Raw genomic sequence first — 22157 nt, forward strand, 5'->3', positions numbered from 1 at the left:
CCACGTATCTTCATCGATTCTTCCCATCATACCCGACTCTGCTCACGCCTTACGACCTCATCCGGCCATGCTTCAGCCAAATCAGGACATCAGTGGCAACAGCTGCTGATATAGCTGCGCAAAGCGCGCACGACGCGGCTGATAAGCCTGATGCTGCGCGGCATCCGGCTGATGGCGCTGCACTAACGCCGGTGCCGGCCATTCGCTGGTCGGGTCCACCGCCAGCTGCGCCAGACGCGCGGCACCGAGTGCCGGTCCCACCTCGCCGCCGTGACAATAATCCAGCGTCAGTCCGCTGATGTCCGCCAGCATCTGCCGCCAGTACGCGCTGCGCGCACCGCCGCCAATCAGCATCACCGCGTTGGGCAGTACGCCACACTCATGCACCGCATCCATGCCTTCCGCCAGCGCAAAGCCCACGCCTTCCAGCACCGCGCGCGCCAGTTCCGGCCGGCCGTGCTGGTGCGTCAGGCCAAAGAAAGCTCCCTGTGCCTGCGGATTATTGTGCGGCGTGCGCTCGCCGGAAAGATAAGGCAAAAACCATACCGGCGTGGCCTGCGCGCTGGCGCGTTCAGCTTCGGCCAGCAGGTGCGGCACATCATCGCAGCCGGTCAGCGCAGCGGCCCAGTCCAGACAGGCGGCGGCACTCAGCATCACCGACATCAGATGCCAGCGCTGCGGCAGCGCATGACAGAAACTGTGCACGGCGCGTTGCGGATTGCTGAGATAGCCTTCGCTCACCAGAAAATAGACGCCAGAGGTGCCGAGCGACAGCATGCCCTGTCCTGGCTCAACCATGCCAACGCCGACAGCGCCAGCCGCATTGTCGCCGCCGCCGGCCACCAGCGGCACCGGCTCCATCCCCCAGCGCGCCGCAATTTCCGGCAGCAGCGTGCCGGTAATCTGGTTGCCCTCAAACAGCTGCGGCATGTGGCTGCGGTTCAGCCCGCACGCTGCCAGCATTGCATCGCTCCAGTCGCGCTGTGCCACATCCAGCCACATCGTTCCCGCCGCATCTGACATATCGGTGGCGAAATCGCCGCTCATCCGCCAGCGCAGATAATCTTTCGGCAGCAGCACTTTTGCTACCTGCGCAAATATCGCCGGTTCATGCTGCTGCACCCACAACAATTTGGGCGCGGTAAAACCCGGCATCATCAGGTTGCCGGTAATCTGACGCGACGACGGTACGCGCTGCTCCAGCTCGTGACACTGCGCGCTGCTGCGCCCGTCGTTCCACAGTATCGCCGGACGCAGCACCTGATGCGCAGCGTCCAGCAGCGTCGCGCCGTGCATCTGGCCGCTAAAGCCGATGGCGCTGACGTGGCGTAAATCGTGCTGCTGCGCCAGCGCCTGCATGGCACTATCGGTGGCCTGCCACCAGCTTTCGGGATACTGTTCGCTCCATAGCGGCTGCGGACGCGTCACCTGCAGCGGCGCGCTGGCCGTTGCCTGAACCTGGCCGTGCGCATCCAGCAGCGCCACTTTGACGCCGGAGGTGCCTAAATCGATCCCGATAACCATGCTTCGCTCCCGATGGATTAGAAATTATACAGATAGTGATTCACCAGATTTTCCAGCTGCTCCTGGCGTCCGCTGCGATGCTGCGGATTGAGTTGCTGCTGCTGAGCATGCGCCGCCAGCGAGGCAAGAGAAAACTCGCCTTTCAGAATTTGCTGGCCGAACTCACCATTCCAGCCGCTATAGCGCTGCGCCACGCGCTTATCCAGCTCACCATCGCTCACCATACGCGCCGCCACTTTCAGCGCCAGCGCCATGGTATCCATCGCGCCGATGTGGCCATAAAACAGATCGTATTTGTCGGTGCTCTGGCGCCGTACTTTGGCATCAAAGTTTAAGCCGCCGGTGGTGAACCCGCCCGCTTTGAGGATCTCGTACATCACCAGCGCGTTTTCTTCGACGCTGTTCGGGAACTGGTCGGTATCCCAGCCGCACTGGCTGTCACCGCGGTTGGCATCGACCGAACCGAAGATGCCCAGTGCAATCGCCGTCGCAATTTCATGGTGGAAAGAGTGACCCGCCAGCGTGGCATGGTTGGCTTCCACATTCACTTTGATCTCTTTTTCCAGGCCAAACTGCCGGAGGAAACCGTAGACCGTCGCGACATCAAAGTCGTACTGGTGTTTAGTCGGCTCCTGCGGCTTCGGCTCAATCAGCAGCATCCCCTGGAAACCGATTTTATGCTTGTGCTCCACCACCATCTGCATGAAGCGCCCGATCTGCTCGCGCTCCTGCCGCAGATCGGTATTCAGCAGCGTCTCGTATCCTTCGCGTCCGCCCCACAGCACATAGTTTTCACCGCCCAGCGTCTGCGTCGCCTGCATCGCGCTGCACACCTGGCTGGCTGCCCAGGCGAAAATTTCCGGATCCGGGCTGGTCGCCGCGCCGGCCGCATAGCGGGGATGCGTAAAGCAGTTCGCGGTGCCCCACAGCAATCTGACGCCGGTTTCCTGCTGTTTTTCAAGCAGCTTATCGGTCATTACCGCCAGGTTTTCCTGGTAGCTGCGCAGCGAATCACCTTCCGGTGACACATCGACATCATGGAAGCAGTAATAAGGCACGTTGAGTTTGTAAAAGAACTCGAACGCGACATCCGCTTTGAGCTTCGCCAGCTGCAGCGCATCGCCATTTTTCTGCCACGGGCGATCAAAGGCACCCACGCCGAACATATCCGCCCCGTTCCAGCAGAACGTGTGCCAGTAACAGGCGGCAAAACGCAGGTGTTCCGCCATGGTTTTACCCAGAATCACTTCCTGCGGATTGTAATGACGAAACGCCAGTGCGTTAGTGGTATTGGCCCCTTCATAACCAACGCGCTCAAGCTGGTCGAAATAAGCGTGCATGTTGTGCTCCTTAGCATCAGACCCGAATGGTCAGCAGTGAAGCGTTATTTTGCGGAGGCGTAAGCGTTCAGCTCAATTACGATATTTCACACTGAACTTAAGATAATTATTATTTGTGCGGCAGCTCGCAAATCCATGTATTTAATTACATCGCGTGCCGGCGCGCAGCGCCGCTGCAAGATTTAACAGATGGCCGCGTAAAATTTCGATCGCGCTCAAAGAATCACAAATAAACAAAAAAACGTAATAGCAGGATAAAAATCAGTAATTGATGTTGTTCACGTCGCGGGGCAACAATTCATCCGCCCTGGTTCATAGCCTTACAACGACAATAGCCTCAACCTACAGGATGACCATGATGAAAATGAAACACACGCTGTTAGCCCTCAGCGCTGCGCTGGCCCTGTTCAGCCACGCCGGGCTGGCGAAAGAAGTGAAAATCGGTATGGCGATCGATGATTTACGTCTGGAACGCTGGCAGAAAGACCGGGACATTTTTGTCAGCCAGGCGGAAAAGTCTGGGGCCAAAGTATTTGTCCAGTCGGCCAACGGCAATGAAGAGACGCAAATCTCACAGATTGAAAATATGATCAACCGCGGTGTCGATGTGCTGGTCATCATTCCTTATAACGGTCAGGTATTGAGTAATGTGGTGGCCGAAGCGAAACGCGAAGGCATAAAAGTGCTCGCTTATGACCGCATGATTAATAATGCCGACATCGATTTTTATATCTCGTTTGATAATGAAAAAGTCGGCGAATTGCAGGCTGAAAGTCTGATTAAACAGGTACCTAAAGGGAACTACTTTTTGATGGGCGGATCGCCGGTGGATAATAACGCGCGTCTGTTCCGTGCCGGCCAGATGAAAGTGTTAAAACCTTACATCGATAACGGCAGCATCAAAGTGGTGGGCGATCAGTGGGTTGATGCCTGGCTGCCAGAGAATGCGCTGAAAATCATGGAAAACGCGCTGACCGCTAACAGCAACCACATTGATGCCGTCGTTGCCTCCAACGATGCCACCGCCGGTGGGGCCATTCAGGCGCTGAGCGCGCAGGGACTGGCGGGCAAAGTCGCCATTTCCGGTCAGGATGCCGATCTCGCCGCCATCAAACGCATCATGAACGGCACGCAAACCATGACGGTGTACAAACCCATCACCGAACTTGCCACCGAAGCGGCAAAAATTGCAGTGGAACTGGGCGATGGCAAAACGCCCGCCAGCAACAGCAAGCTGAATAATGGCCTGAAAGAGGTGCCGTCGCGCCTGCTGAAGCCGATTCCGGTCAACAAAGACAACATCGAAAGCACCGTAGTGAAAGACGGCTTCCATAAACAGAGCGAACTCTAAGCGCCTGAAACGCGAAGGAGCAGATCGATGCTGCTGGAAATGAACAACATCACCAAGCGTTTCGGCGCGGTAAAAGCGCTGGATGCCGTCAGCCTGCGGCTCGAAGCCGGTGAAGTCATGTCGCTGTGCGGTGAGAACGGCTCGGGCAAATCGACGCTGATGAAAGTGCTGTGCGGGCTTTACCCGCACGGCGAATTTGACGGCGAAATTCGCTTTGCCGGCGATCGCATCGAGGCGCAAACCATCCGCGACACCGAGCGCAAAGGCATTGTGATTATTCATCAGGAGCTGGCGCTGGTGCGGCAGCTTACGGTCATGGAGAACATTTTCCTCGGTGCCGAGCTCGGTCGCTTCGGTATGGTCGATGATGAAACCATGACGTTGCGCTGCCAGCAGCTGCTGGAGCGGGTCAAACTTAACGTTTCGCCTGCCACCAAAGTTGGCGAGCTCGGCCTCGGCCAGCAGCAGCTGGTAGAGATCGCGCGGGCGCTGAATAAGCAGGTGCGATTGCTGATCCTTGATGAGCCGACCTCGTCGCTCACCGAACAGGAAACCGAAGTGCTGCTTGGGATTATCACTAACCTGCGCGAGCACGGTATTGCCTGCATCTACATCTCCCACAAGCTTAATGAGGTCAAAGCGATTTCGGACACCATCTGTGTGATCCGCGATGGTCAGCATATCGCCACACGGCCAGCAGCCGGGCTGAGTGAAGATGACATCATCACGATGATGGTGGGTCGCGAGCTCACCGCACTCTATCCGCACCAGCCGCACGAGATCGGCGAAACGGTACTGAAAGTCGAAAACCTCACCGCCTGGCATCCGGTCAACCGCCACGTGCGCCGCGTTAATAATGTGTCGTTCAGCCTGAAGCGCGGCGAAATTCTCGGTATTGCCGGGCTGGTGGGCGCAGGACGCACCGAAACGGTCCAGTGCCTGTTTGGTGTCTGGCCCGGTCGCTGGCAGGGCGAAATATGGATTGATGGCCAGCAGGTGAAGATCGACGATTGCCGGGCAGCGATTGCGCACGGCATCGCCATGGTGCCGGAGGACCGGAAAAAAGATGGCATCGTGCCACTGATGGGCGTGGGGAAAAACATCACGCTGGCCGCGCTGGATCAATACAGCCATCGCTTCTCCACGCTGGATGAAGCGCAGGAGCAGCAGGCGATCAACGATGCTATCCGCCGTCTGCGTGTCAAAACCTCTTCACCCGAGCTGGCGATTGGCCGACTCAGCGGGGGCAATCAGCAAAAAGCGATCCTCGCCAAATGCCTGCTGCTCAATCCGCGCATTTTGATTCTGGACGAACCGACGCGCGGCATCGACGTCGGCGCTCGCCAGGAGATCTATCTGCTGATTAACGCGCTGGTGCAGCAGGGCATCGCGGTGATTGTTATCTCCTCCGAACTGCCTGAAGTGCTGGGTCTGAGTGACCGCGTATTGGTGATGCACGAAGGGCAAATCAAAGCCGATCTGATTAACGACAACCTGACTCAGGAGCAGGTCATGGAAGCTGCCCTGCGGAGCGAACATTATGCTTAAAACTGAAAGTAGCCAGAGCCTGTCCGGTACCCCGGGCAAGCCAGCACCGGGCAAGTTTCCGCGCTTCAATCTGCAGGTGCTGGTGATGCTGGGAGCGATTGTGCTTATCGCTCTGTTCTTCACCTGGACCACCGACGGTGCCTGGCTTAGCCCACGCAACGTCTCTAACCTGCTGCGCCAGACCGCCATCACCGGCATCCTCGCGGTGGGCATGGTGTTTGTCATTATCTCGGCGGAGATCGACCTTTCCGTCGGTTCGATGATGGGCCTGCTGGGCGGTGCCGCGGCCATCTTTGACGTCTGGCTCGGCTGGCCGCTGCCGCTGACCATCGTGGTAACGCTGGTGCTTGGCCTGTTGCTGGGCACCTGGAATGGCTGGTGGGTCGCGTACCGTAAAGTGCCCTCGTTCATCGTCACGCTGGCGGGCATGCTGGCGTTTCGCGGCATTCTGGTTGGTATTACCGATGGCACCACCGTAGCGCCAACAACGCCGGCGATGTCGCAGATCGGGCAAAGCTATTTGCCGGGCGGTGTTGGCTTTGGCTTCGGCTTCGCCGGTCTGTCGCTGTTTATTCTCTGGCAATGGCGGCTGCGGCTGCGTCGCCAGCAGCTGGGGTTATCACAACCAGCCGCCAGCGGCACGGTGGCACGCCAGGCGATTACCGCTGTTCTGGTGCTGGGTGCCATCTGGTTACTGAACGATTACCGCGGCGTGCCGACACCGGTCCTGCTGCTGGCACTGCTGCTGCTCGGCGGCATGTTTATGGCCACGCGCACCGCCTTCGGACGACGGATTTACGCCATCGGCGGCAACATTGATGCAGCGCGCCTGTCGGGCATCAACGTGGCGCGCACCAAGCTGGCGGTGTTCGCCATCAACGGCGTTATGGTGGCTATTGCCGGCCTGATCCTCAGCTCACGTCTTGGTGCTGGCTCGCCCTCGGCGGGCAATATTGCCGAACTGGACGCCATCGCTGCCTGCGTGATTGGCGGCACCAGCCTGGCGGGCGGCGTCGGTTCGGTGGCCGGTGCGGTGATGGGTGCCTTCATCATGGCGTCTCTGGATAACGGCATGAGCATGATGGACGTGCCGACCTTCTGGCAGTACATCGTCAAAGGGGCGATTTTACTGCTGGCGGTGTGGATGGATACGGCCACGCGCCGCCGGGTGTAATCGCGTGGGCGATCACAATGTGGCGCAAACAATTTCTGCTGCCTTTTCCGCCGTGCTATGCAATGCGCAACAGGTTTAAGGGAGCGCGCCACGATGCACGAAAAACGTTACCGTATTACGCTGCTGTTTAACGCCAACAAGGTGTATGACCGCCAGGTAGTGGAAGGGGTCGGCGAGTATCTGCAGGCTTCGCAAACCGACTGGGATATCTTCATTGAAGAGGATTTCCGCTGCCGCATCGACAACATCCGCGAATGGCTGGGGGACGGCGTCATTGCGGATTACGACGACAGCTCAATCGAGAGCCTGCTCAGCAATGTGCCGGTGCCGATTGTCGGCGTTGGTGGCTCTTATCACCGGCAGCAGGATTATCCGCCGGTGCACTACATCGCCACCGACAACGCTGCGCTGGTGGAGAGTGCCTTTCTGCATCTGAAAGAGAAAGGCATTCATCGCTTTGCGTTTTACGGCCTGCCCGCCGCCAGTGGCAAACGCTGGGCGCAGGAGCGCGAGCAGGCGTTTCGCCAGCTGGTGATGCGCGAGCGCTATCAGGGCGTGGTGTATCAGGGGATGGAAACCGCGCCGGAAAACTGGCAGCACGCGCAAAACCGCCTCGCCGACTGGCTGCAAACGCTACCGCCGCAGACCGGCATTATCGCGGTGACCGACGCGCGTGCACGCCATTTGCTGCAGGCTTGTGAACACCTGAAAATTCCGGTACCGGAGAAGCTCAGCGTAATCGGTATCGATAACGAAGAGCTGACGCGCTATCTGTCCCGCGTGGCGCTCTCTTCGGTAGCCCAGGGTACGCGCCAGATGGGTTATCAGGCCGCCAAGCTGTTGCATCGCCTGCTCGATCGGCAAACGCTGCCGCTGCAACGCATTCTGGTGCCGCCGGTAAAAGTCATTGCCCGCCGTTCTACGGATTTTCGCTCGCTGCGCGATCCGGCGGTGATCCAGGCGATGCATTACATCCGCTTTAACGCCTGTAAAGGCATCAAGGTCGAACAGGTGCTGGATGCGATTGGCATGTCGCGCTCCAATCTGGAAAAACGTTTTCGCGATGAGACCGGCGACACCATCCACGCCATGATTCACCGCGAGAAGCTGGAGAAAGCGCGTGAACTGCTGGCCTGCTCTTCATTGAATATTAATGAAATTTCGCAGATGTGCGGCTATCCTTCCCTGCAGTACTTCTATTCGGTGTTTAAAAAAAGCTACGCCACCACGCCAAAGGAGTATCGGCAGCATCACGGCGAGAAGGTGCAATAACGCCCCGCTGCGATCAAGATTTTGCCGCCAATTGCCGCTATACTGCGCGGCATCTTCAAAGGAAGATCGTCGTCTCCGGTGAGGCGGCCGGATTTCAAATCCGGTTGGGGCCGCCAGCGGTCCCGGGCAGGTTCGACTCCTGTGATCTTCCGCCACTCACCACTCAGGCCCAGCCATGCTCATCCATCCATCCGACAACCTTCCGTTCTCTGGCGATCCGCGTAAGGAAGAGCTGCGCCAGCGGCTGATGCGGCCGGATGCGCCCAAAGTCATTGCCGTGTCGCTGTCGAAAGAGCTGGATCGCGAGCGACGCACGCATCGTCATGCCGCCGGGCAGCTGTTTTGTCTGCGCCAGGGATTGATGACGGTGAACACCTCGTCGGGCATTTTTGCTAATCCGCCGCGGCTGGTCGGCTGGATTCCGCCGTGGTTTGACCATGCCCTTGTCGGGCCGGGACGCGTGCTGGGCTGGACGGTACTGATTGACGAAGCGCTGGCTGCGCCGCTGCCGGATCGGCCGGTGCTGCTCTCCTGCCCCACCGTGCTGGAGCCGCTGGCAGAACGGCTGGCGGTGCTGGAGCCTGAACTGTGGAGCAGCGCGCGCTATACCCGGCTGGGTCAGGTGTTTCTTGATGAACTGTACGAATCCACGCCGCAGGAACTTACCCTGCCGCTGCCGGAAGAGCCGCGGCTGCGGCAGATTGCACGCCTGCTGATGGACGATCCGGCTGATACACGCACCGGGCCGGAGCTGGCGCAGTGGGCTGGTCTGAGCGCGCGCAGCCTGAGTCGCCACTGGTCCAGCGCGGTTGGCATGAGCCTGAGTAAATATCGTCAGGTATCGCGCCTGCTGAAATCGCTGGAAGGGCTGGCCGCAGGCCACAGCGTGCAGCAGGTTGCCTGGCAGGTGGGCTTCGACAGCGTCAGCAGCTATATCAGCGCGTTTCGCGCCGCCTTCGGCTTAACGCCAGGCAAATACTTTACGACGCCAGCCGACTCTGCGAATGCAGCATCAGCAGGCTAGCCGGACCGTCAATCGGTGGCAGGCTGTGCCGGTATTTGCGGCGAAAAGCGCCCGGCGGCAGGTCAAACATGCGCCGAAAGGTGCGGCAGTAGGTTTGCTGTGAATCGAAGCCAAACTGCAGCGCAATCTGCATCAGCGACGTGTTACTGCTGAGCAGGGTGATGACGGAAGCCGTTAGCTTCCGTTCACGGATATAGGCTCCCAGCGCCACGCCAGTGTAGCTGCGGAACAGCCGCTGCAAATGCCACTGCGAATAACCGGCCCGCCGCGCGACCGTCTCCAGCATGAGCTTTTGTTCAATATTCGCCTCTATCCACATCATCAGCTGATGCATAAAGGCTGCGTGAATATCCATCCTCTCCTCCTGATGCCGTGGTGCGACTCAATCTGCGACATTGTAAAAACAGGACGACTGGCTGTGTTTGCGCATAAAGCCAATAAATAGCGATAACTCGCCAATTTACATATCACTACTCTGCCGGGGAGAACACGCTGTTGCGTCAGCGCACATCATGTAATATCGTAAGTTACATGAAAGATAAGCCGCCGTTCTTTCCGCTGCGCCAATCGTCACAAAGGAGAAAATCTATGCATGCCTTTTTACTCTCTGACATGGGTGTGTGCCTGGCGATTGCGCTGGCCTCAGCCAGCATCGCGATGACCATGACACAGACCGAACTGTTTGCCGGTTTGCGCGCCTGGACCGCACGCACACACGCCTTGCTCGGCCATCTGTTTCACTGTTTCTATTGCCTGAGCCATTGGGTGGTGTTTGCCGCGATGCTGATTTACCACCCGACGCTGCTGAACAGCGGTTGGCCGCTGGTCGACTGGATCATGACAGCCTTCATCACGCTGACGCTGACCACGTTTGTCAGCGGTATGATGTTTAAAGTGTTTCAGGCCGCCGTCACCACGCATGTGATGAAACATGACGCGCAGATCAAATTGCAGAAGCAGGATTAACGGCCGCGCGGGTTAGTCGCTGCAGCGCGGAAAGGTGTGCGGATCCAGCCCGAGGCTGGTCATTTTTTGCAGGTAATCGTCGGCGATGTCCGCCACGGTAATCTGGCCGAAGCGCTGCAGCAGTAGCGCTTCGGCTTCACCCAGCGCCTGGTCAAGCCGGGCGTCCACCGCATGTTCCACCAGGCAGGGCGAAGGATCGGCCGCCGGGCCAATACTGAACAGCGCCGGTGAGCCGATGGCCTGGTACACATCCAGCAGCGTGATATCGCGCAGGTCCGCGCGCAGCTCCCAGCCGCCGCCGTGCCCCTTTTCCGACACCAGATACCCCTTTTCACGCAGCCCCGACATCATGCGACGCACCACCACCGGATTGGTGCCGAGCATTTTTGCCATGGCATCGGAAGTAGCGCGTTTAACATGACGATCAAGATGAATGAGCGCGTGTAGCGAGCGGGACAGGCGGTTATCGCGTGGCATGGACGTTTCCTCTGAAATTCCCGCTACTGTAGCAAACCACGCTGGCGGCAACAATTTATCCTGGCTGAGCGTGGATGACGCCCTGACCAGTCATCCGCGTTAATCAGGCTGCCAAATGGGAAAAGGCAAACCGCCACAGTAAAAGCCATTACGATGAAAAGGCGATTGGGCATCAGTTAATTAATTAATGAACTAAGTGACAGAAACGGAATGTATATTTCCCACCAGGAAACAAAACTCCCCTAAGCGGAATAATAAATTCCTTTTTGAAATTAAATTCACTCTGTAGGACATAGACTACAAATAATTATTTTATTGTTCTTGATCATACGCAATATATAAAATTCAGCGAGCGGCTAAAGTTTGACCTGTCATTCACTCATCAGGAAAAGGTTAACTATGGCTCAGGTCGTTGTGGTTGATGACCATCCGATCGCGCGGATGGCCGTTCGTTATTTGCTGGAACAAAATGGACATACGGTGCTGGCCGAAAGCGCCGATGGCCGGGAAGCGGTAACGTTGATTCAGCAGCAGCAGCCGGATATCGTCATCATTGATATCGACCTGCCGTCGCTGGACGGAATTGAAGTGGTTAAGTCATTGCGCGAGCAGTATTTTCCAGGAAAAATCATCGTTATCTCCGGGAAAAATGAAAACGTGTATGCCGTGCAGAGCCTGCGCAGCGGCGCCAATGGCTTTGTCAGTAAAAAAACCGATATGCCAGAGATCGCCAGTGCTATTCAGGCGACACAACGTGGTTACGGTTATTTCCCGCTGGGCGGTTTTATGCAGCAAATGGAGCAGGAAAGCACGCTGGCGGAGAAAAAAATGATTGAATCATTGTCACCACAGGAGTTTCAGGTTTTTCATCACATTATTAAGGGCCTGAATAATATGCGCATCGCGGCGCGGATGGGCGTCAGTAATAAAACCGTCAGCACTTATAAAAGCCGGTTAATGGATAAACTGCACTGCAAAACCATGAGTGATTTATTTGCTTTCGTACACCGCAATCAAATGGAAGCCTCATGATCCGTCTGCTGATGTTTATCGGACTGGTGCTGTGCTGCAGCCCCACGGTGGCGCAGCCGATGCCACAGCTCTATATTCCGCTGGAGCGGGAACCGCTGGCACCGCTGATACCGCAACTGTCGCAGGACGACTGGCAGGTATTGCGTCAGTTGCCCACGCTGCGCATTGCGCTGTGGGCGCCTGATATTCCGCCTTATCTCACCTTCCTTGATATGTCATCCGAGGAAAAAAACGTGGAAGGCGTATTTGCTGATTACGCCCGGCTGATTAGCCAGGCACTTGGCATGCGGATAGAGATGCTGCGCTATGCCGATCGTGACGCGGCGCTGGCCGCTATCGCTGCCGACCAGGCTGATATGCTGTTTAGCAAAGCCGGGAACACTGTGCCTTCCAACGCCCAGCTGGACGCCTCACAGAATCTGCTGATCAACCGACCGGTGGTGGTAACCCAGCGCGATCGTGCCATGCAGCCGGTGCCTTATGCAGCGCCAGTCAGACTGGCGGTGGACCAGCACTATCTCAGCGACAGCGTAATCCGGGCGCAATTTCCTCAGGCGCACATCATGCGTTATGCCTCCAGTCGCGTCGCACTGTCGGCGCTGGCGACCGGCGAGGCGGATTACGCGCTCGATAATCTGACCTCCGCCAGCTTTTTAATTGAACGCAACTACCTCAATCAGCTGGCGCTGGCCGACATTCTCGCCCCACGCGCACAGGATGCCAGTCGCCTACTGGTCAGTCAGCGCAGGCCGGTATTGCTGCGTGCCATAAATCGCGTCATCGCGGCGATCCCCGCAGAGCAGCATCGCGCGATCTCACGCCAGTGGACACAGCGCCCGGACATCTGGCGTCTGCAGCAACCGCTGGCACTTACGGCTGCTGAACAGCGCTGGCTACAGCAGCACGGTAGCGTGCGCGTGGGTTTTAATCCGTTTTTTGCGCCACTGGCACTGCTGGATGGGCGTAACCAGTTTCAGGGCATCAGTGCCGAATTGCTGCACCAAATCCACCTGCGCACCGGTATCAATTTTGTCGCCGTGCCGGAGTATCACGAAGACACGCTCCTGATGCAGCTTCAACAGCATAAAATCGACATGGTGGCCGCACTCTCCTATAACGCGCAGTGGCCAGGCCGTTTTACCCAGCCGTGGCTGCACACGCCGTTTGTGCTGATTACTGCCGCTACCGCGGGTGCACCCGCCGCGCTGCACTCGGGCTTACGTATCAGCGTAATGAAAGGCAGCCCGGTCATTGGCTGGCTGCAGCAACACTATCCTGAAGTACAGCTACAGCTGGTGGACAACGCCAGTCTCGGCATGCAGCAAGTGGTGGAAGGCAAAGCCGATGGCATGGTACATAACCAGCTGGGCGCCGCTTACCTGATCAAACGCTATTTTTCCGGACGGATGCGCATTGTCCAGCGCGTCGGCACCCAGCCCGCTCACATCAGTTTCGCCGTGCACGCTGGCGATCCCGAGCCGCTCAGCATCATGAATAAGGCCCTGAATGAAATATTACCCAGTGAGATCTCGCAGCTCACCAGCCGCTGGCAGGGTACGCCCGAGGTGACGGCCAGCAGCTGGCCACTGTATCGCACGCCATTTTATGCGCTGGCGGGCGTGGCAGCCGTCGTCTCCCTCGCTTGCCTGCTCTGGGTGTATCAGCGCGGCCGGGAAATCCGCCGCCGCCGCCGGGCGCAGCGGCAATTGCAGATCGCCCGCGATCGTGCCGATCGTGAAAATCAGGCCAAAAGCCGTTGGGTTGCTACCGTGAGCCATGAGATTCGCAATCCGGTCAACGCGATCATCGGCCTGCTGGCGCTGGAAGCGCGCAAGGCCGGTGCCAGCGAGGCGCTGCTGACTGCATGGCAATCGGCACAGGCATTAAGCGGCCTGGTGGGCGATATTCTGGATATGGCGAAGATTGAGCGCGGGCAGCTGACGCTGGCACCGCAGTGGCATAGCATCGCGACCCTGTGCCAGCCGGTACTGCAGCTCTATCAGGGGCTGGCGCATGAAAAAAACCTTACGCTTACCTATCACACTACGCTGCCTGATCTTGAAGTCTGGGTTGATGCGCCGCGCCTGCGTCAGGTGATCGCCAATTACATCAGCAACGCCATTAAATTCACGCCGCAGGGAAACGTGGCGGTGTATCTCAGCGGTGAGCAAAACGCCACTGGCGAACTGGTGCTGGAAATTGAAGTGCAGGATAGCGGCATTGGCATCAGTGAACAGGAGCAGCAACAGCTGTTTCAGCCGTTTGCGCAGACCACAGCCGGTCGTCAGCAAACCGGCTGCGGACTGGGACTGGTGATCAGCGCGCAGCTGCTGCAACAGATGCAGGGCAGCATGCGCCTGCACAGCGAGCCGGGTGAAGGCACCCTGGTTCACGTCACGCTGCCGCTACCGAGTCGCGCACCGCCGCCGGTAACCCTGTGCGCGACTGATGCGCCGCCCGCCGTGCCGGCACTGCATATCCTGGTGGTTGACGATCATCCGGCGAATTGTTTGCTGCTGACCCGTCAGCTGGAAGCGCTGCAGCATCGTGTTACCGCGATCGGCCAGCCTGACCTCGCAGCTGAGATCATCGCAACACAGCAGATTGACGCGGTAATCACCGATTGCCATATGCCGCAGATGGATGGTTTTACGCTGACCAGTGTGTTACGTCGCCGTGGTTATCGTCACAAAATCATCGGACTTACCGGCAGTGCACTGGCTGAGACGCGCGAACGCGGCCTCGCGGCTGGTATGGATGCGTGCCTGTTTAAGCCGCTGCATCCGGATCAGCTTAACGCTGCCCTGGCGCAGCCTGCTGCCCTGCCGGCATTGCTGTCTTTGCCGCAGCTGCGCGCCATGGTGCACCACGATGACGTTATGGTGGCAAAACTGCTGCTCAGGGTATGCGAAGAGAATCAGCGCGATTTGCAACAGGCCCAGCAGGAACTGGCGCAGCAGCAGTGGCCCGCGCTGGCACGCACGCTGCACCGGCTGGCCGGCGCAGCTCAAATTATCTATGCGGCAGATATCAATCAGCTTTGCCAGCAGCTGGAGCAAGCCTGCGTCGATGCGCACGATGGCGACCTGCTCAGCGTGGGTCTGGCTGGCCTGACTACGCGTATCGAGCAGCTACAGCTGGCCATTGATTGCTGGCTGCCGTTCAATCGTGTTGTAATCCCGCTTACCGCTTCACCAGGCTGCTTTGCCAGGCGTGGAACAGGGTGAGCCAGTTTTGCACCGGCAGATGTTGCTTCTGGCCGGTGCCAAAGCCGTGACCGCCCTGCTGGAACAGATGCAGCTCCACGTTGACCTTGTTCTGCCGCAGTGCGCTGAACATGCCCAGCGCGTTTTGCGGTGAGGCGGTGCCGTCGTTCAGCGCCTGCACCAGAAAAGTCGGCGGCGTGTGTGCGCTGACGCGATCTTCCTGCGAAAACTGCGCCATTTGTTGGGCATTGAGATCTTTTCCGTACAGCGCCGCGCGCGTGCCTGGATGGGTCACGCCCTGTTTCAGCGACAGCACCGGATAGATAAGCGCGCTGAAATCCGGGCGCGCCGACACCTTATCCTGCGCATCGACCGCCTGATAGTTAGCTTCATCGGGAGTGTTGCTCAGATTGGCGGCGAGAAAGGCACCGGCGGAAAAGCCCATCACGCCAATGCGGTCAGGCGCTACCTGGTACTGCTGCGCATTGGCCCGAATCAGCCGCAGCGCTCGCTGGGTATCGGCAAAAGCCTGCTGGCGATACTGCGCTGAACCGTCGTGTGGCAGACGATAAATTAACACAAATGAAGCATAGCCCTGCTGGCTGAGCACATTGGCCACGTCCAGCCCTTCAAGATCTTTCATAATATAAGAAAAACCCCCACCGGGAATGATTAGCACCGCCGCATGATTATTTTTTCCTGTTGCCGGAACATAAATCATTTGTGGCGCATCGACGTGGGTAACAGCCCGGTTATTAATGGCCGGGTTTTTACTAAAATTAATAAATTTATTATTTGCTGACACTTCATCTGGCCAGATCGGAATTTCCTTATTGGCAAACGCGGCCGGAAGATACAGTAAAAAAAACAGGCTAAATATCCGCAACCCTCTCATCGCACTGGCTCCAAATCCTGAATAAAAACAGTAACAAAAGTCAAAGTGAGCGGATAAAATCGCTCAGTGACGCTCCGGCTCCCCGCGAGATAATGAAAAAAACATACTCATCGAAAAATGTCTGTGGAAACGGTAGCAAATAAATATGGCAAAACCTATTCAATATAATATCGGACCAGGAAAAATTAGACTTTTCTCATGTTTACGTTAACAAGGCCGTATGTTATAAGTGAATTTTAAACTATAAGAATCTGTGACCATGGGAATTTACTGGATCATAAGTCTTAGCCTGACTTTCGTCGCTATTGTCGAAATCATGTTAAGTAAAAATGAAAACACAGCGCAAATCAGGACGTGGCTTTATTTTGTTGCCGTTGTAGTACTTTTTACTTTTGGCGGTATTCGTGGCCTGGGAACCGGCCTTGATGACTTCCAGTATCGCGACTTCTATGCCCAGTTTATCGATAAAATTATTATCGAAGGTTTCTGGCGTGCGGTCGTGGAATTCCGTTATGAACCAGCCATTTACGCCATTGCCGGTGCGACACGCATCTTTACCGCTAATCCGGACATTTTCATCTTTGTCTTCGCGGTCATCGCTGTTGGTGTCAACGCGCACTACTTCCGTAAGCTGACACCGCTGCCGCTGGTGGCCCTCGCCGTCTACTCTGCGCACCTGTTTATCAACAAAGACATGAACCAGATTCGCTTCGGTTTATGTTCGGCGTTTTTAATGGGCTTCGTCTGGCACATGTCGCGGCGCAGCAAGTCTGGCATGATCACCACCTTCATCCTGTCGTTTATCAGCCACGCCACCGCGATTGTCGCGCTGCTGATTCCGCTGGCGATGATTGTGCGTAAAAACAAATACATCCCGATTGCTATCGTGGTCGCCAGCCTGCCGCTGGCGTTTCTCGGCAGTTCAGCGCTGATCGCCGCGCTCTCCAGCCACCTCGGTGCGCTGGGCGACAGGGCCATGGGCTATGCCGATGCCGATTCTCGCCAGGAACAGGGTATTCTGACGCTGTCTAACCTGAAGAACATCGGCTTCGTGTTTATCTTCAGCTACATGCTGCTGAGCGACAAAATTAAAAATTTCGACCCGGAAAAGTTTAATACCTATTACATTCTGGTGATCACTTTTGCCATCGGCAGTGGCCTGAGGATGGCGCTACAGGATTACGCTTCTGGTGGTCGTCTGGCGAACTATTTGCTGCAGGTGGAGCCGGTGCTTATTTCGCTGTGTATCTGGGAAACCAGAAAGCTGAAGAAGGTGCTTGCCGTGGCTGTCACCATTCTGATGGTGCTGTACTATCTCTACTACAACACCGTATCGAGCAAGCAGTCGATTGTCGGCTATGAGGTGTCACGCACCTTCCAGCTGTTCCGTTAGGTCCAGAAATAACGCTAGCCAACTGGTTAGCGTTTTTTCATTAATAAGCCCTTTCTCATCGTCATCCAGGGAAAATCCGAATATTTTACTGGTCCTGAACATTGCTTGCTTTTTATGAGGATTAAAATTCTAATAGATTGCATCTGCTCACGCAGAACACCTGTGATAAGAATATTCCGAAGCAACCATGCAAAGTCTTTCATGGCTTTTCCTGGCACGTCGTCACTCAATGAAAGAATGCTGACATGAACGAAAAAAACAATTTTGACATCGTACGACTTTCCCTCGCCTTTATCGTAATGCTGGTGCATTCCGCTGAGGTGACGAGAAACGCCGATATCCGTTTTCTGGCGCATTTTCTCAATAGTGATTTTGCCGTCAAAGGATTTTTCGCAATAAGTGGTTTTCTTATTGCAAAAAGTTACTTAAGAAGTAAATCGCTGACGTCCTATTTTATTAAGCGCGCGCAACGTATATTGCCGGCTTATATTTTCACCATCATCATGTGTTTTGTGATTGGCATGTGTCTTACCACCCTGCCGCTGATGGATTTCCTGAAAAATAAAGAAACCCTTAAATATCTGGTCGCCAACTTCTCGTTTCTTAACTTTATTCAGCCGTCGCTGCCGGGCGTGTTTACCAACAACCCCAATCAGCCGCTGGATGGTTCACTGTGGACCATCAAAGCCGAGCTGACGCTCTACGTGTTGCTGCCCTTTATCGTGCCGTTGCTGAAACGAAGCCCGCTGAAAGTGTGGAGCGTGATTTTTATTATCTCCTGCGCCTGGTACTTCTACTTCACCGCGCTGTACAGCGGGCCGAAAGCCGATACGCTGGCCAAGCAGTTTATTGCGCTGTCGTCCTACTTCTTCTTTGGCAGCCTGCTGGCGGTGCATCAGCCAACCTTTGACCGTCTGAAAGAGATCACCATTGTGTCGCTGGTGGTGTTCCTGCTGTTCAAGAGCACAGATTACGCGTTTATCGTTGAGCCGGTGGCGTTTTCGGCGGTAGTGATTCTGTTCTGCACCAGCCTGTGTAAAGAGATTAAAATCAGCCAGTACGGCGATCTCTCTTACGGCATGTACCTCTATCACTGGCCGATTATTCAGGTGCTGCAGCATTTCGGTGTGTTCGATGCCAACGCGTTTGCTGGCCTGGGGCTGACAATTGTGATGACGCTGGCGCTGGCTTACACCTCGTGGAATTTGCTGGAGAGCCGTTTCCTGAAGCGCACCCATCACGCTCAGCCGTCGATTGTGCCGCCCACCGCTGCACGCGACTAAGCGTTAATTATGCAGGCGCACGTCGCGCCTGCACCAAAGCGCCACCGATCAAATGGTGGCGCCCATCGACAGCTGATAATGCAAATCCACCTGTTCAATGGTGGGCTGCTGGTTAATTTTCTTCAGCACAATTTCCGTTGCCACTTTGCCCATCTCGAAGCGCGGTGTAATCACACTGGCCAGCCGCGGCGTTGTCGCCTGACCAATCTCCAGTCCGTGGAATCCGGCAATCGCCAGCGCCTGCGGCACTGCAATGCCTGCCGCCTGACACTCCTGCAGCACGCCGACCGCCAGATCATCGTTGGTACAGAGAATGGCATCCATCTGCGGATAGAGCTGGCGCGCCAGCGTCATCATGCCGGTGCCAATTGACACCGAAGAGACTTTGTTCGGTACGATGCGTCCGGCAGGCAATCCGGCCGCCGCCACGGCATCGCAATAGCCGGCGTAGCGCTGCTGGTCACGGCGATCGGACATTGAGCCAAAATAAATCACCCGCCGTTTGCCGCTGGCCAGCAGCATCGCGGTCATGTCGTAGCCTGCACGGTAATTATCAAAGCCGACGTTAATGCGCCCGCGCGTCTCGCTCAGTCCCATCACTTCGGCGACCGGAATGGTGGCCGCGTTAAGATACTTTTCCGCGCGCACGGTATGCACCGACTCGGTCAGGATCAATCCCTGCACGTTAAAAGCCAGTACCGTGGCAATCTGCTCCTCTTCGCGCTGCGGATTGTAGTCGTAGTTGACCACCAGCGTCTGATAGCCGTGGGCGCTGGTGACCGATTCGATACCGGCCAGCAGATCGGCAAAGATTTGATTATTGAATGAGGGGATCAGTACGCCGATGCGCGGCGGCGGGTGCCGCGACGCCGCGGTGTTTTCCTGTTCGGCGACGTAGCCGATTTCGGCCATGACGCTGGCGATTTTCGCCGCCGTTTCCGCCCTGACCTTTTCCGGCGTGCGCAGATAGCGGCTCACCGTCATCTTGGTGACCCCTGCGAGAGTCGCAATATCGTCCAGAGTGATGCGCTGCGTTTTCATTGCGCGGTCCGCAAAGAGAGCCTGTCAATCAACGTATTATGCCCGCTGGCGAGTCAAAAAAGAAACGCTGCTCCGCCGGTCATACCGCTCGTTCATAGTGCTCAATCACCGCCAGCGCCAGACCGTTGGCCGGATCGATGCGCTGCGGCAGAAAGTGCAGCGCGGTATGGGCAAAGGTAAACGCCAGCGTGCCGGCCTGTGCCGCCTGCTGTACCGCCTGCACAAACGCCGGTTGCGCATTCCACGGGCCGTCAATGATGATGCTGGCCGGATTGACCAGCTGCATCACCTGGCTCAGCGCATGGCCGAGATAGCGGCCGGTCTGCGCCATCAGCTCATACACGATCTCCGGTTCGCTGTCGCCAGACTGCCAGCGTAAGCCGGGCTTACGCCGGGCCAGCTGCTGCTGGATCGCCGGCAGGCTCACCAGCGTCTCCAGACAACCCTGTCGCCCGCAGCTGCAGCGCGCGCCGTTGGGCTGCACGCTCAGATGGCCGATCTCACCGGCGGTCCAGCTGCTGCCGCTGAACACCTCGCCGCGCTCCACCAGCGCGCCGCCCACGCCGTCGGCGATGCGCAGATAGAAGTGGCTTTGCGCTTTATTCAGCTCCAGCTGCTGCACCGCAAGCAGCGCGGCCGCTTTGACGTTATTCATGATGCGCAGCGGCAGCTCAACGCCGCGCCGCAGCGGCGTCAGCACATCGACATCCTGCCAGCCGAGCGGCGCAGAAAAGTGCACCCGCCCGCGCTGAGAATCAATGATGCCGGGAAAACCGATGGCGACGCCCAGCAGCGCCGGATGCGCCGCGCGCAGCGTCTGACACACTTCCGTCAGCTCGTGCAGCAGTCCGTCGGCATCGGCCGTTTCGGTGCGCCAGGTTTGCTCGGCCACCACGCGCGAAAAGTAGTCGCACACGCGCCAGTGAATCGCCTGGCGCTCCACCATGATGCCCGCGCTTTTCAGCTGACCCGCGCGCAGTTCGATCTCAATTTTGGGCCGCCCGGCCGCAGCCACACTGACCGGGCCAAGCTCGTGAATCAGCCCCTGCGCCAGCAGGTCATCGATAATCAGGGAAACGGTGTTTTTGCTCAGGTCGAGCGCCAGCGCCAGATCCTGGCGGGAAGTGATACGGGTGGTGCGCAGCTGCGTCATCACCCGCTTGAGGTTGTTCAGTCGAAGTACCGCTGGTCCTTTCCCGGCTGCTTTCATCGCACCCTCACCTGACAAAGAGTAATAGGTGTAAGTTTAGCAGCCCGCACCGGCGGTTAATCGCCGGTAAAACCGGGTTTTTACCGCTTCTGCCGCGTATCAGTACTCGTCACCGCGCACGCGGCTGCGGTAACTTTCCCAGTCAAAACGCACCCACAGGCTATTACCGAGGCGCATGCGATCCATCACCCGTTCGCCAAGCAGCGTGTTCATGCCGGCCGGATCGAGGTTGGAGAGCATGCCGGTCGGCCGCTTTGACGACGAACGGCGATCAACAATCTGATTGATGATCACTTTCTCGTAGCGCGATTCGCTCTGCATGCCGATCTCATCAATCACCAGCAGATCGACATGGCTGAGATCCTGCAGCAGCCGCTCTTCGGTCAGGTCGCTGCCGCCGCTGAAGGTGCCTTTCATGCTCGACATCAGATCGGCCACCGTGACAATCAGCACGCTTTTGCCGCGCAGAATCAGATCGTTACCAATCGCCGCCGCCAGATGGTTTTTACCGGTGCCAGGACGGCCGGAGAAGACAAAGCTGGCGATGCTGTTCTCAAACCCGGCGGCGTATTCACGCGCCAGACTGAGCGCCTTGCGCTGGCCGTCATTTTCGACGCGGTAGTTGTCGAACGAGCAGTTCATGTGCAACTCACGGATGCCGGAGCGGCCCATGATGCGCTGCATCTTCATGGCGCGGTTTTCGCGCACAATCGCTTCTGAGCGCAGCCGGCCCTGCTCCTGATTCCACGCCAGCAGCTCGGCGCCGTTTTTAAACTTTGGCTGCACATCCGCGGGCATGATTTTTTTCAGGCGACTGAAAAGATCGTTCGGCGTTTTCATTACTCACCTCGGAATCCATCGGGAATATCATAATCAGTATTGCTGATCTGGGTGATATCGCGCTTTGGCTGACCGCCGTTGGCGGCGCGGTTCATCTGCACGCTGCGCGCCAGTTTCTGCTGCCACTGTACATGGTGAAACAGCCGGCCTTCCGCCTGCCAGTAGGCGACGAAAGCCGCCAGCTCTGCGGCGGTCACCGGCTCGCTCAGCGCCACGCCCCAGATCGCCGCCTGGCGCTGGAAGTCGCTGTCCGGCTGCCAGCCCGGATACATGGCGAACTTGCCCACCGGCACGGCGATTGGCGCGGCGTCGCTGTGAAACAGGCTGTCGTCCAGCGTGACATCATTCGGCTGCTGCGCCGCTGCTTCCAGCGCCAGCAGGTGCGCGAGGCGCTGCGGCGTGATCGCGTAAAACGCCGGAACATTGTTGTGCAGCACCGCCAGCGTGCCGTTATCGGCCTGCTGCAGCGTGGTGAGGGGATCGTGGCAAAAGCCGTCCAGCCCCACCAGCGTTGAAGATAAGATTTTGACTGACATGAAGAAACCTGACGTTGACTCACCCGGTGCACCGGCGACCCGGTG

The 22157-nt window shown here is 57.3% G+C and carries 20 protein-coding genes and 1 tRNA gene; 11 read left to right on the forward strand and 10 right to left on the reverse strand.

The features are described 5' to 3' along the window. Positions 1-81: 81 nt before the first annotated feature. Both xylB and xylA read right to left on the reverse strand, forming a co-directional pair. Positions 82-1524: a xylulokinase gene (xylB, locus tag KOL70_RS11985; RefSeq protein WP_215480704.1), complete on the reverse strand. Its 1443-nt coding sequence runs from the start codon at positions 1522-1524 to the stop codon at positions 82-84. 17 nt (positions 1525-1541) lie between these two features. Next, entirely contained in the window at positions 1542-2864 is a 1323-nt protein-coding gene (gene xylA / locus KOL70_RS11990; RefSeq protein WP_058775593.1) for a xylose isomerase, read from the reverse strand. Between the two features lie 358 nt (positions 2865-3222). Between xylA and xylF the strand changes: the two genes are divergently transcribed. The 6 genes from xylF (at position 3223) to KOL70_RS12020 (ending at position 9233) form a co-directional block, all read left to right on the forward strand. After that, positions 3223-4215 carry a D-xylose ABC transporter substrate-binding protein gene (gene xylF / locus KOL70_RS11995; RefSeq protein WP_215480976.1) on the forward strand — a complete coding sequence of 331 codons (993 nt, stop codon included), beginning with the start codon at positions 3223-3225 and terminating at the stop codon, positions 4213-4215. Positions 4216-4242: 27 nt separating this feature from the next. Further along, entirely contained in the window at positions 4243-5763 is a 1521-nt protein-coding gene (locus tag KOL70_RS12000) for a xylose ABC transporter ATP-binding protein (RefSeq protein WP_058758165.1), read from the forward strand. Next, positions 5756-6937, forward strand: coding sequence for a xylose ABC transporter permease XylH (xylH, locus tag KOL70_RS12005; protein WP_215480705.1), 1182 nt, complete (start codon positions 5756-5758; stop codon positions 6935-6937). Before KOL70_RS12000 ends, xylH begins: the two co-directional genes overlap by 8 nt. Before the next feature lie 93 nt (positions 6938-7030). Further along, positions 7031-8209, forward strand: a complete 1179-nt coding sequence (xylR, locus tag KOL70_RS12010; RefSeq protein WP_021506871.1) for a D-xylose utilization transcriptional activator XylR — start codon at positions 7031-7033, stop codon at positions 8207-8209. A 60-nt stretch (positions 8210-8269) separates the two neighbouring features. Further along, positions 8270-8364 (forward strand) — tRNA-Sec (locus tag KOL70_RS12015). Between the two features lie 20 nt (positions 8365-8384). Then, positions 8385-9233: an AraC family transcriptional regulator gene (locus KOL70_RS12020; protein WP_215480706.1), complete on the forward strand. Its 849-nt coding sequence runs from the start codon at positions 8385-8387 to the stop codon at positions 9231-9233. Here the strand turns inward: KOL70_RS12020 and KOL70_RS12025 are convergent. Beyond that, positions 9190-9588, reverse strand: a complete 399-nt coding sequence (locus tag KOL70_RS12025) for a helix-turn-helix domain-containing protein (protein ID WP_058775597.1) — start codon at positions 9586-9588, stop codon at positions 9190-9192. The genes KOL70_RS12020 and KOL70_RS12025 overlap by 44 nt on opposite strands. Positions 9589-9821: 233 nt before the next feature. Between KOL70_RS12025 and KOL70_RS12030 the strand changes: the two genes are divergently transcribed. Continuing rightward, positions 9822-10199 (forward strand): DUF1360 domain-containing protein, encoded by a 378-nt coding sequence (locus KOL70_RS12030; RefSeq protein ID WP_215480707.1) that lies wholly within the window; start codon positions 9822-9824, stop codon positions 10197-10199. A 12-nt stretch (positions 10200-10211) separates the two neighbouring features. On the opposite strand, the gene KOL70_RS12035 is transcribed toward KOL70_RS12030, so the two are convergent. Further along, positions 10212-10676 (reverse strand): Rrf2 family transcriptional regulator, encoded by a 465-nt coding sequence (locus KOL70_RS12035; protein WP_215480708.1) that lies wholly within the window; start codon positions 10674-10676, stop codon positions 10212-10214. Between the two features lie 399 nt (positions 10677-11075). On the opposite strand from KOL70_RS12035, the gene KOL70_RS12040 reads away from it, so the two are divergent. Then, positions 11076-11708, forward strand: coding sequence for a response regulator (locus KOL70_RS12040; protein ID WP_211727456.1), 633 nt, complete (start codon positions 11076-11078; stop codon positions 11706-11708). Beyond that, the gene (locus tag KOL70_RS12045) at positions 11705-14935 is read left to right on the forward strand and encodes an ATP-binding protein (RefSeq protein ID WP_215480709.1); all 3231 of its coding nucleotides are present in this window, start codon (positions 11705-11707) and stop codon (positions 14933-14935) included. The genes KOL70_RS12040 and KOL70_RS12045 overlap by 4 nt, the downstream gene beginning before the upstream one ends. Here KOL70_RS12045 and KOL70_RS12050 read toward each other — a convergent pair. Then, on the reverse strand, positions 14892-15809 hold the full coding sequence (locus KOL70_RS12050) for an alpha/beta hydrolase (protein ID WP_215480710.1): 918 nt from the start codon (positions 15807-15809) through the stop codon (positions 14892-14894). The two genes, KOL70_RS12045 and KOL70_RS12050, sit on opposite strands and share 44 nt — an antisense overlap. A gap of 316 nt (positions 15810-16125) precedes the next feature. Here KOL70_RS12050 and KOL70_RS12055 point away from each other — a divergent pair, with 316 nt between their 5' ends. Continuing rightward, a complete protein-coding gene (locus KOL70_RS12055; protein WP_223815726.1) occupies positions 16126-17202 on the forward strand; it encodes an EpsG family protein in 1077 nt (358 codons plus the stop codon). A gap of 26 nt (positions 17203-17228) precedes the next feature. Here the strand turns inward: KOL70_RS12055 and KOL70_RS12060 are convergent, their stop codons facing one another. Continuing rightward, positions 17229-17558 carry a hypothetical protein gene (locus KOL70_RS12060; RefSeq protein WP_215480992.1) on the reverse strand — a complete coding sequence of 110 codons (330 nt, stop codon included), beginning with the start codon at positions 17556-17558 and terminating at the stop codon, positions 17229-17231. Between KOL70_RS12060 and KOL70_RS12065 the strand changes: the two genes are divergently transcribed. Continuing rightward, positions 17502-18485 (forward strand): acyltransferase, encoded by a 984-nt coding sequence (locus tag KOL70_RS12065; RefSeq protein WP_230201055.1) that lies wholly within the window; start codon positions 17502-17504, stop codon positions 18483-18485. The genes KOL70_RS12060 and KOL70_RS12065 overlap by 57 nt on opposite strands. A gap of 48 nt (positions 18486-18533) precedes the next feature. Here KOL70_RS12065 and KOL70_RS12070 read toward each other — a convergent pair whose 3' ends face one another. The 4 genes from KOL70_RS12070 to dnaT all read right to left on the reverse strand — a co-directional run bounded on the left by KOL70_RS12070 (position 18534) and on the right by dnaT (position 22112). Next, positions 18534-19526, reverse strand: coding sequence for a LacI family DNA-binding transcriptional regulator (locus tag KOL70_RS12070; protein ID WP_104094304.1), 993 nt, complete (start codon positions 19524-19526; stop codon positions 18534-18536). Between the two features lie 79 nt (positions 19527-19605). After that, positions 19606-20736 carry an ROK family protein gene (locus KOL70_RS12075; RefSeq protein WP_021506882.1) on the reverse strand — a complete coding sequence of 377 codons (1131 nt, stop codon included), beginning with the start codon at positions 20734-20736 and terminating at the stop codon, positions 19606-19608. Between the two features lie 99 nt (positions 20737-20835). Further along, positions 20836-21576 (reverse strand): DNA replication protein DnaC, encoded by a 741-nt coding sequence (gene dnaC, locus KOL70_RS12080; RefSeq protein WP_021506883.1) that lies wholly within the window; start codon positions 21574-21576, stop codon positions 20836-20838. Beyond that, positions 21576-22112, reverse strand: coding sequence for a primosomal protein DnaT (gene dnaT / locus KOL70_RS12085; RefSeq protein WP_021506884.1), 537 nt, complete (start codon positions 22110-22112; stop codon positions 21576-21578). Before dnaT ends, dnaC begins: the two co-directional genes overlap by 1 nt. Positions 22113-22157 lie beyond the last annotated feature (45 nt).

This window comes from Pantoea sp. B270 (assembly GCF_018726825.1).
GTDB lineage: Bacteria > Pseudomonadota > Gammaproteobacteria > Enterobacterales > Enterobacteriaceae > Pantoea > Pantoea dispersa.

What these genes read in the sequence shown, in the direction of transcription:
- dnaT (WP_021506884.1), bottom strand. Translation starts at nt 22,112, where the DNA reads ATGTCAGTCAAAATCTTATCTTCAACGCTGGTGGGGCTGGACGGCTTT.
- xylH (WP_215480705.1), top strand. Translation starts at nt 5,756, where the DNA reads ATGCTTAAAACTGAAAGTAGCCAGAGCCTGTCCGGTACCCCGGGCAAG.
- KOL70_RS12045 (WP_215480709.1), top strand. Translation starts at nt 11,705, where the DNA reads ATGATCCGTCTGCTGATGTTTATCGGACTGGTGCTGTGCTGCAGCCCC.
- KOL70_RS12060 (WP_215480992.1), bottom strand. Translation starts at nt 17,558, where the DNA reads ATGCGCCAGAAAACGGATATCGGCGTTTCTCGTCACCTCAGCGGAATG.
- xylA (WP_058775593.1), bottom strand. Translation starts at nt 2,864, where the DNA reads ATGCACGCTTATTTCGACCAGCTTGAGCGCGTTGGTTATGAAGGGGCC.
- KOL70_RS12050 (WP_215480710.1), bottom strand. Translation starts at nt 15,809, where the DNA reads ATGAGAGGGTTGCGGATATTTAGCCTGTTTTTTTTACTGTATCTTCCG.
- KOL70_RS12065 (WP_230201055.1), top strand. Translation starts at nt 17,502, where the DNA reads ATGCTGGTGCATTCCGCTGAGGTGACGAGAAACGCCGATATCCGTTTT.
- KOL70_RS12055 (WP_223815726.1), top strand. Translation starts at nt 16,126, where the DNA reads ATGTTAAGTAAAAATGAAAACACAGCGCAAATCAGGACGTGGCTTTAT.
- KOL70_RS12040 (WP_211727456.1), top strand. Translation starts at nt 11,076, where the DNA reads ATGGCTCAGGTCGTTGTGGTTGATGACCATCCGATCGCGCGGATGGCC.
- dnaC (WP_021506883.1), bottom strand. Translation starts at nt 21,576, where the DNA reads ATGAAAACGCCGAACGATCTTTTCAGTCGCCTGAAAAAAATCATGCCC.
- KOL70_RS12070 (WP_104094304.1), bottom strand. Translation starts at nt 19,526, where the DNA reads ATGAAAACGCAGCGCATCACTCTGGACGATATTGCGACTCTCGCAGGG.
- xylB (WP_215480704.1), bottom strand. Translation starts at nt 1,524, where the DNA reads ATGGTTATCGGGATCGATTTAGGCACCTCCGGCGTCAAAGTGGCGCTG.
- xylR (WP_021506871.1), top strand. Translation starts at nt 7,031, where the DNA reads ATGCACGAAAAACGTTACCGTATTACGCTGCTGTTTAACGCCAACAAG.
- KOL70_RS12000 (WP_058758165.1), top strand. Translation starts at nt 4,243, where the DNA reads ATGCTGCTGGAAATGAACAACATCACCAAGCGTTTCGGCGCGGTAAAA.
- xylF (WP_215480976.1), top strand. Translation starts at nt 3,223, where the DNA reads ATGAAAATGAAACACACGCTGTTAGCCCTCAGCGCTGCGCTGGCCCTG.
- KOL70_RS12020 (WP_215480706.1), top strand. Translation starts at nt 8,385, where the DNA reads ATGCTCATCCATCCATCCGACAACCTTCCGTTCTCTGGCGATCCGCGT.
- KOL70_RS12025 (WP_058775597.1), bottom strand. Translation starts at nt 9,588, where the DNA reads ATGGATATTCACGCAGCCTTTATGCATCAGCTGATGATGTGGATAGAG.
- KOL70_RS12030 (WP_215480707.1), top strand. Translation starts at nt 9,822, where the DNA reads ATGCATGCCTTTTTACTCTCTGACATGGGTGTGTGCCTGGCGATTGCG.
- KOL70_RS12075 (WP_021506882.1), bottom strand. Translation starts at nt 20,736, where the DNA reads ATGAAAGCAGCCGGGAAAGGACCAGCGGTACTTCGACTGAACAACCTC.
- KOL70_RS12035 (WP_215480708.1), bottom strand. Translation starts at nt 10,676, where the DNA reads ATGCCACGCGATAACCGCCTGTCCCGCTCGCTACACGCGCTCATTCAT.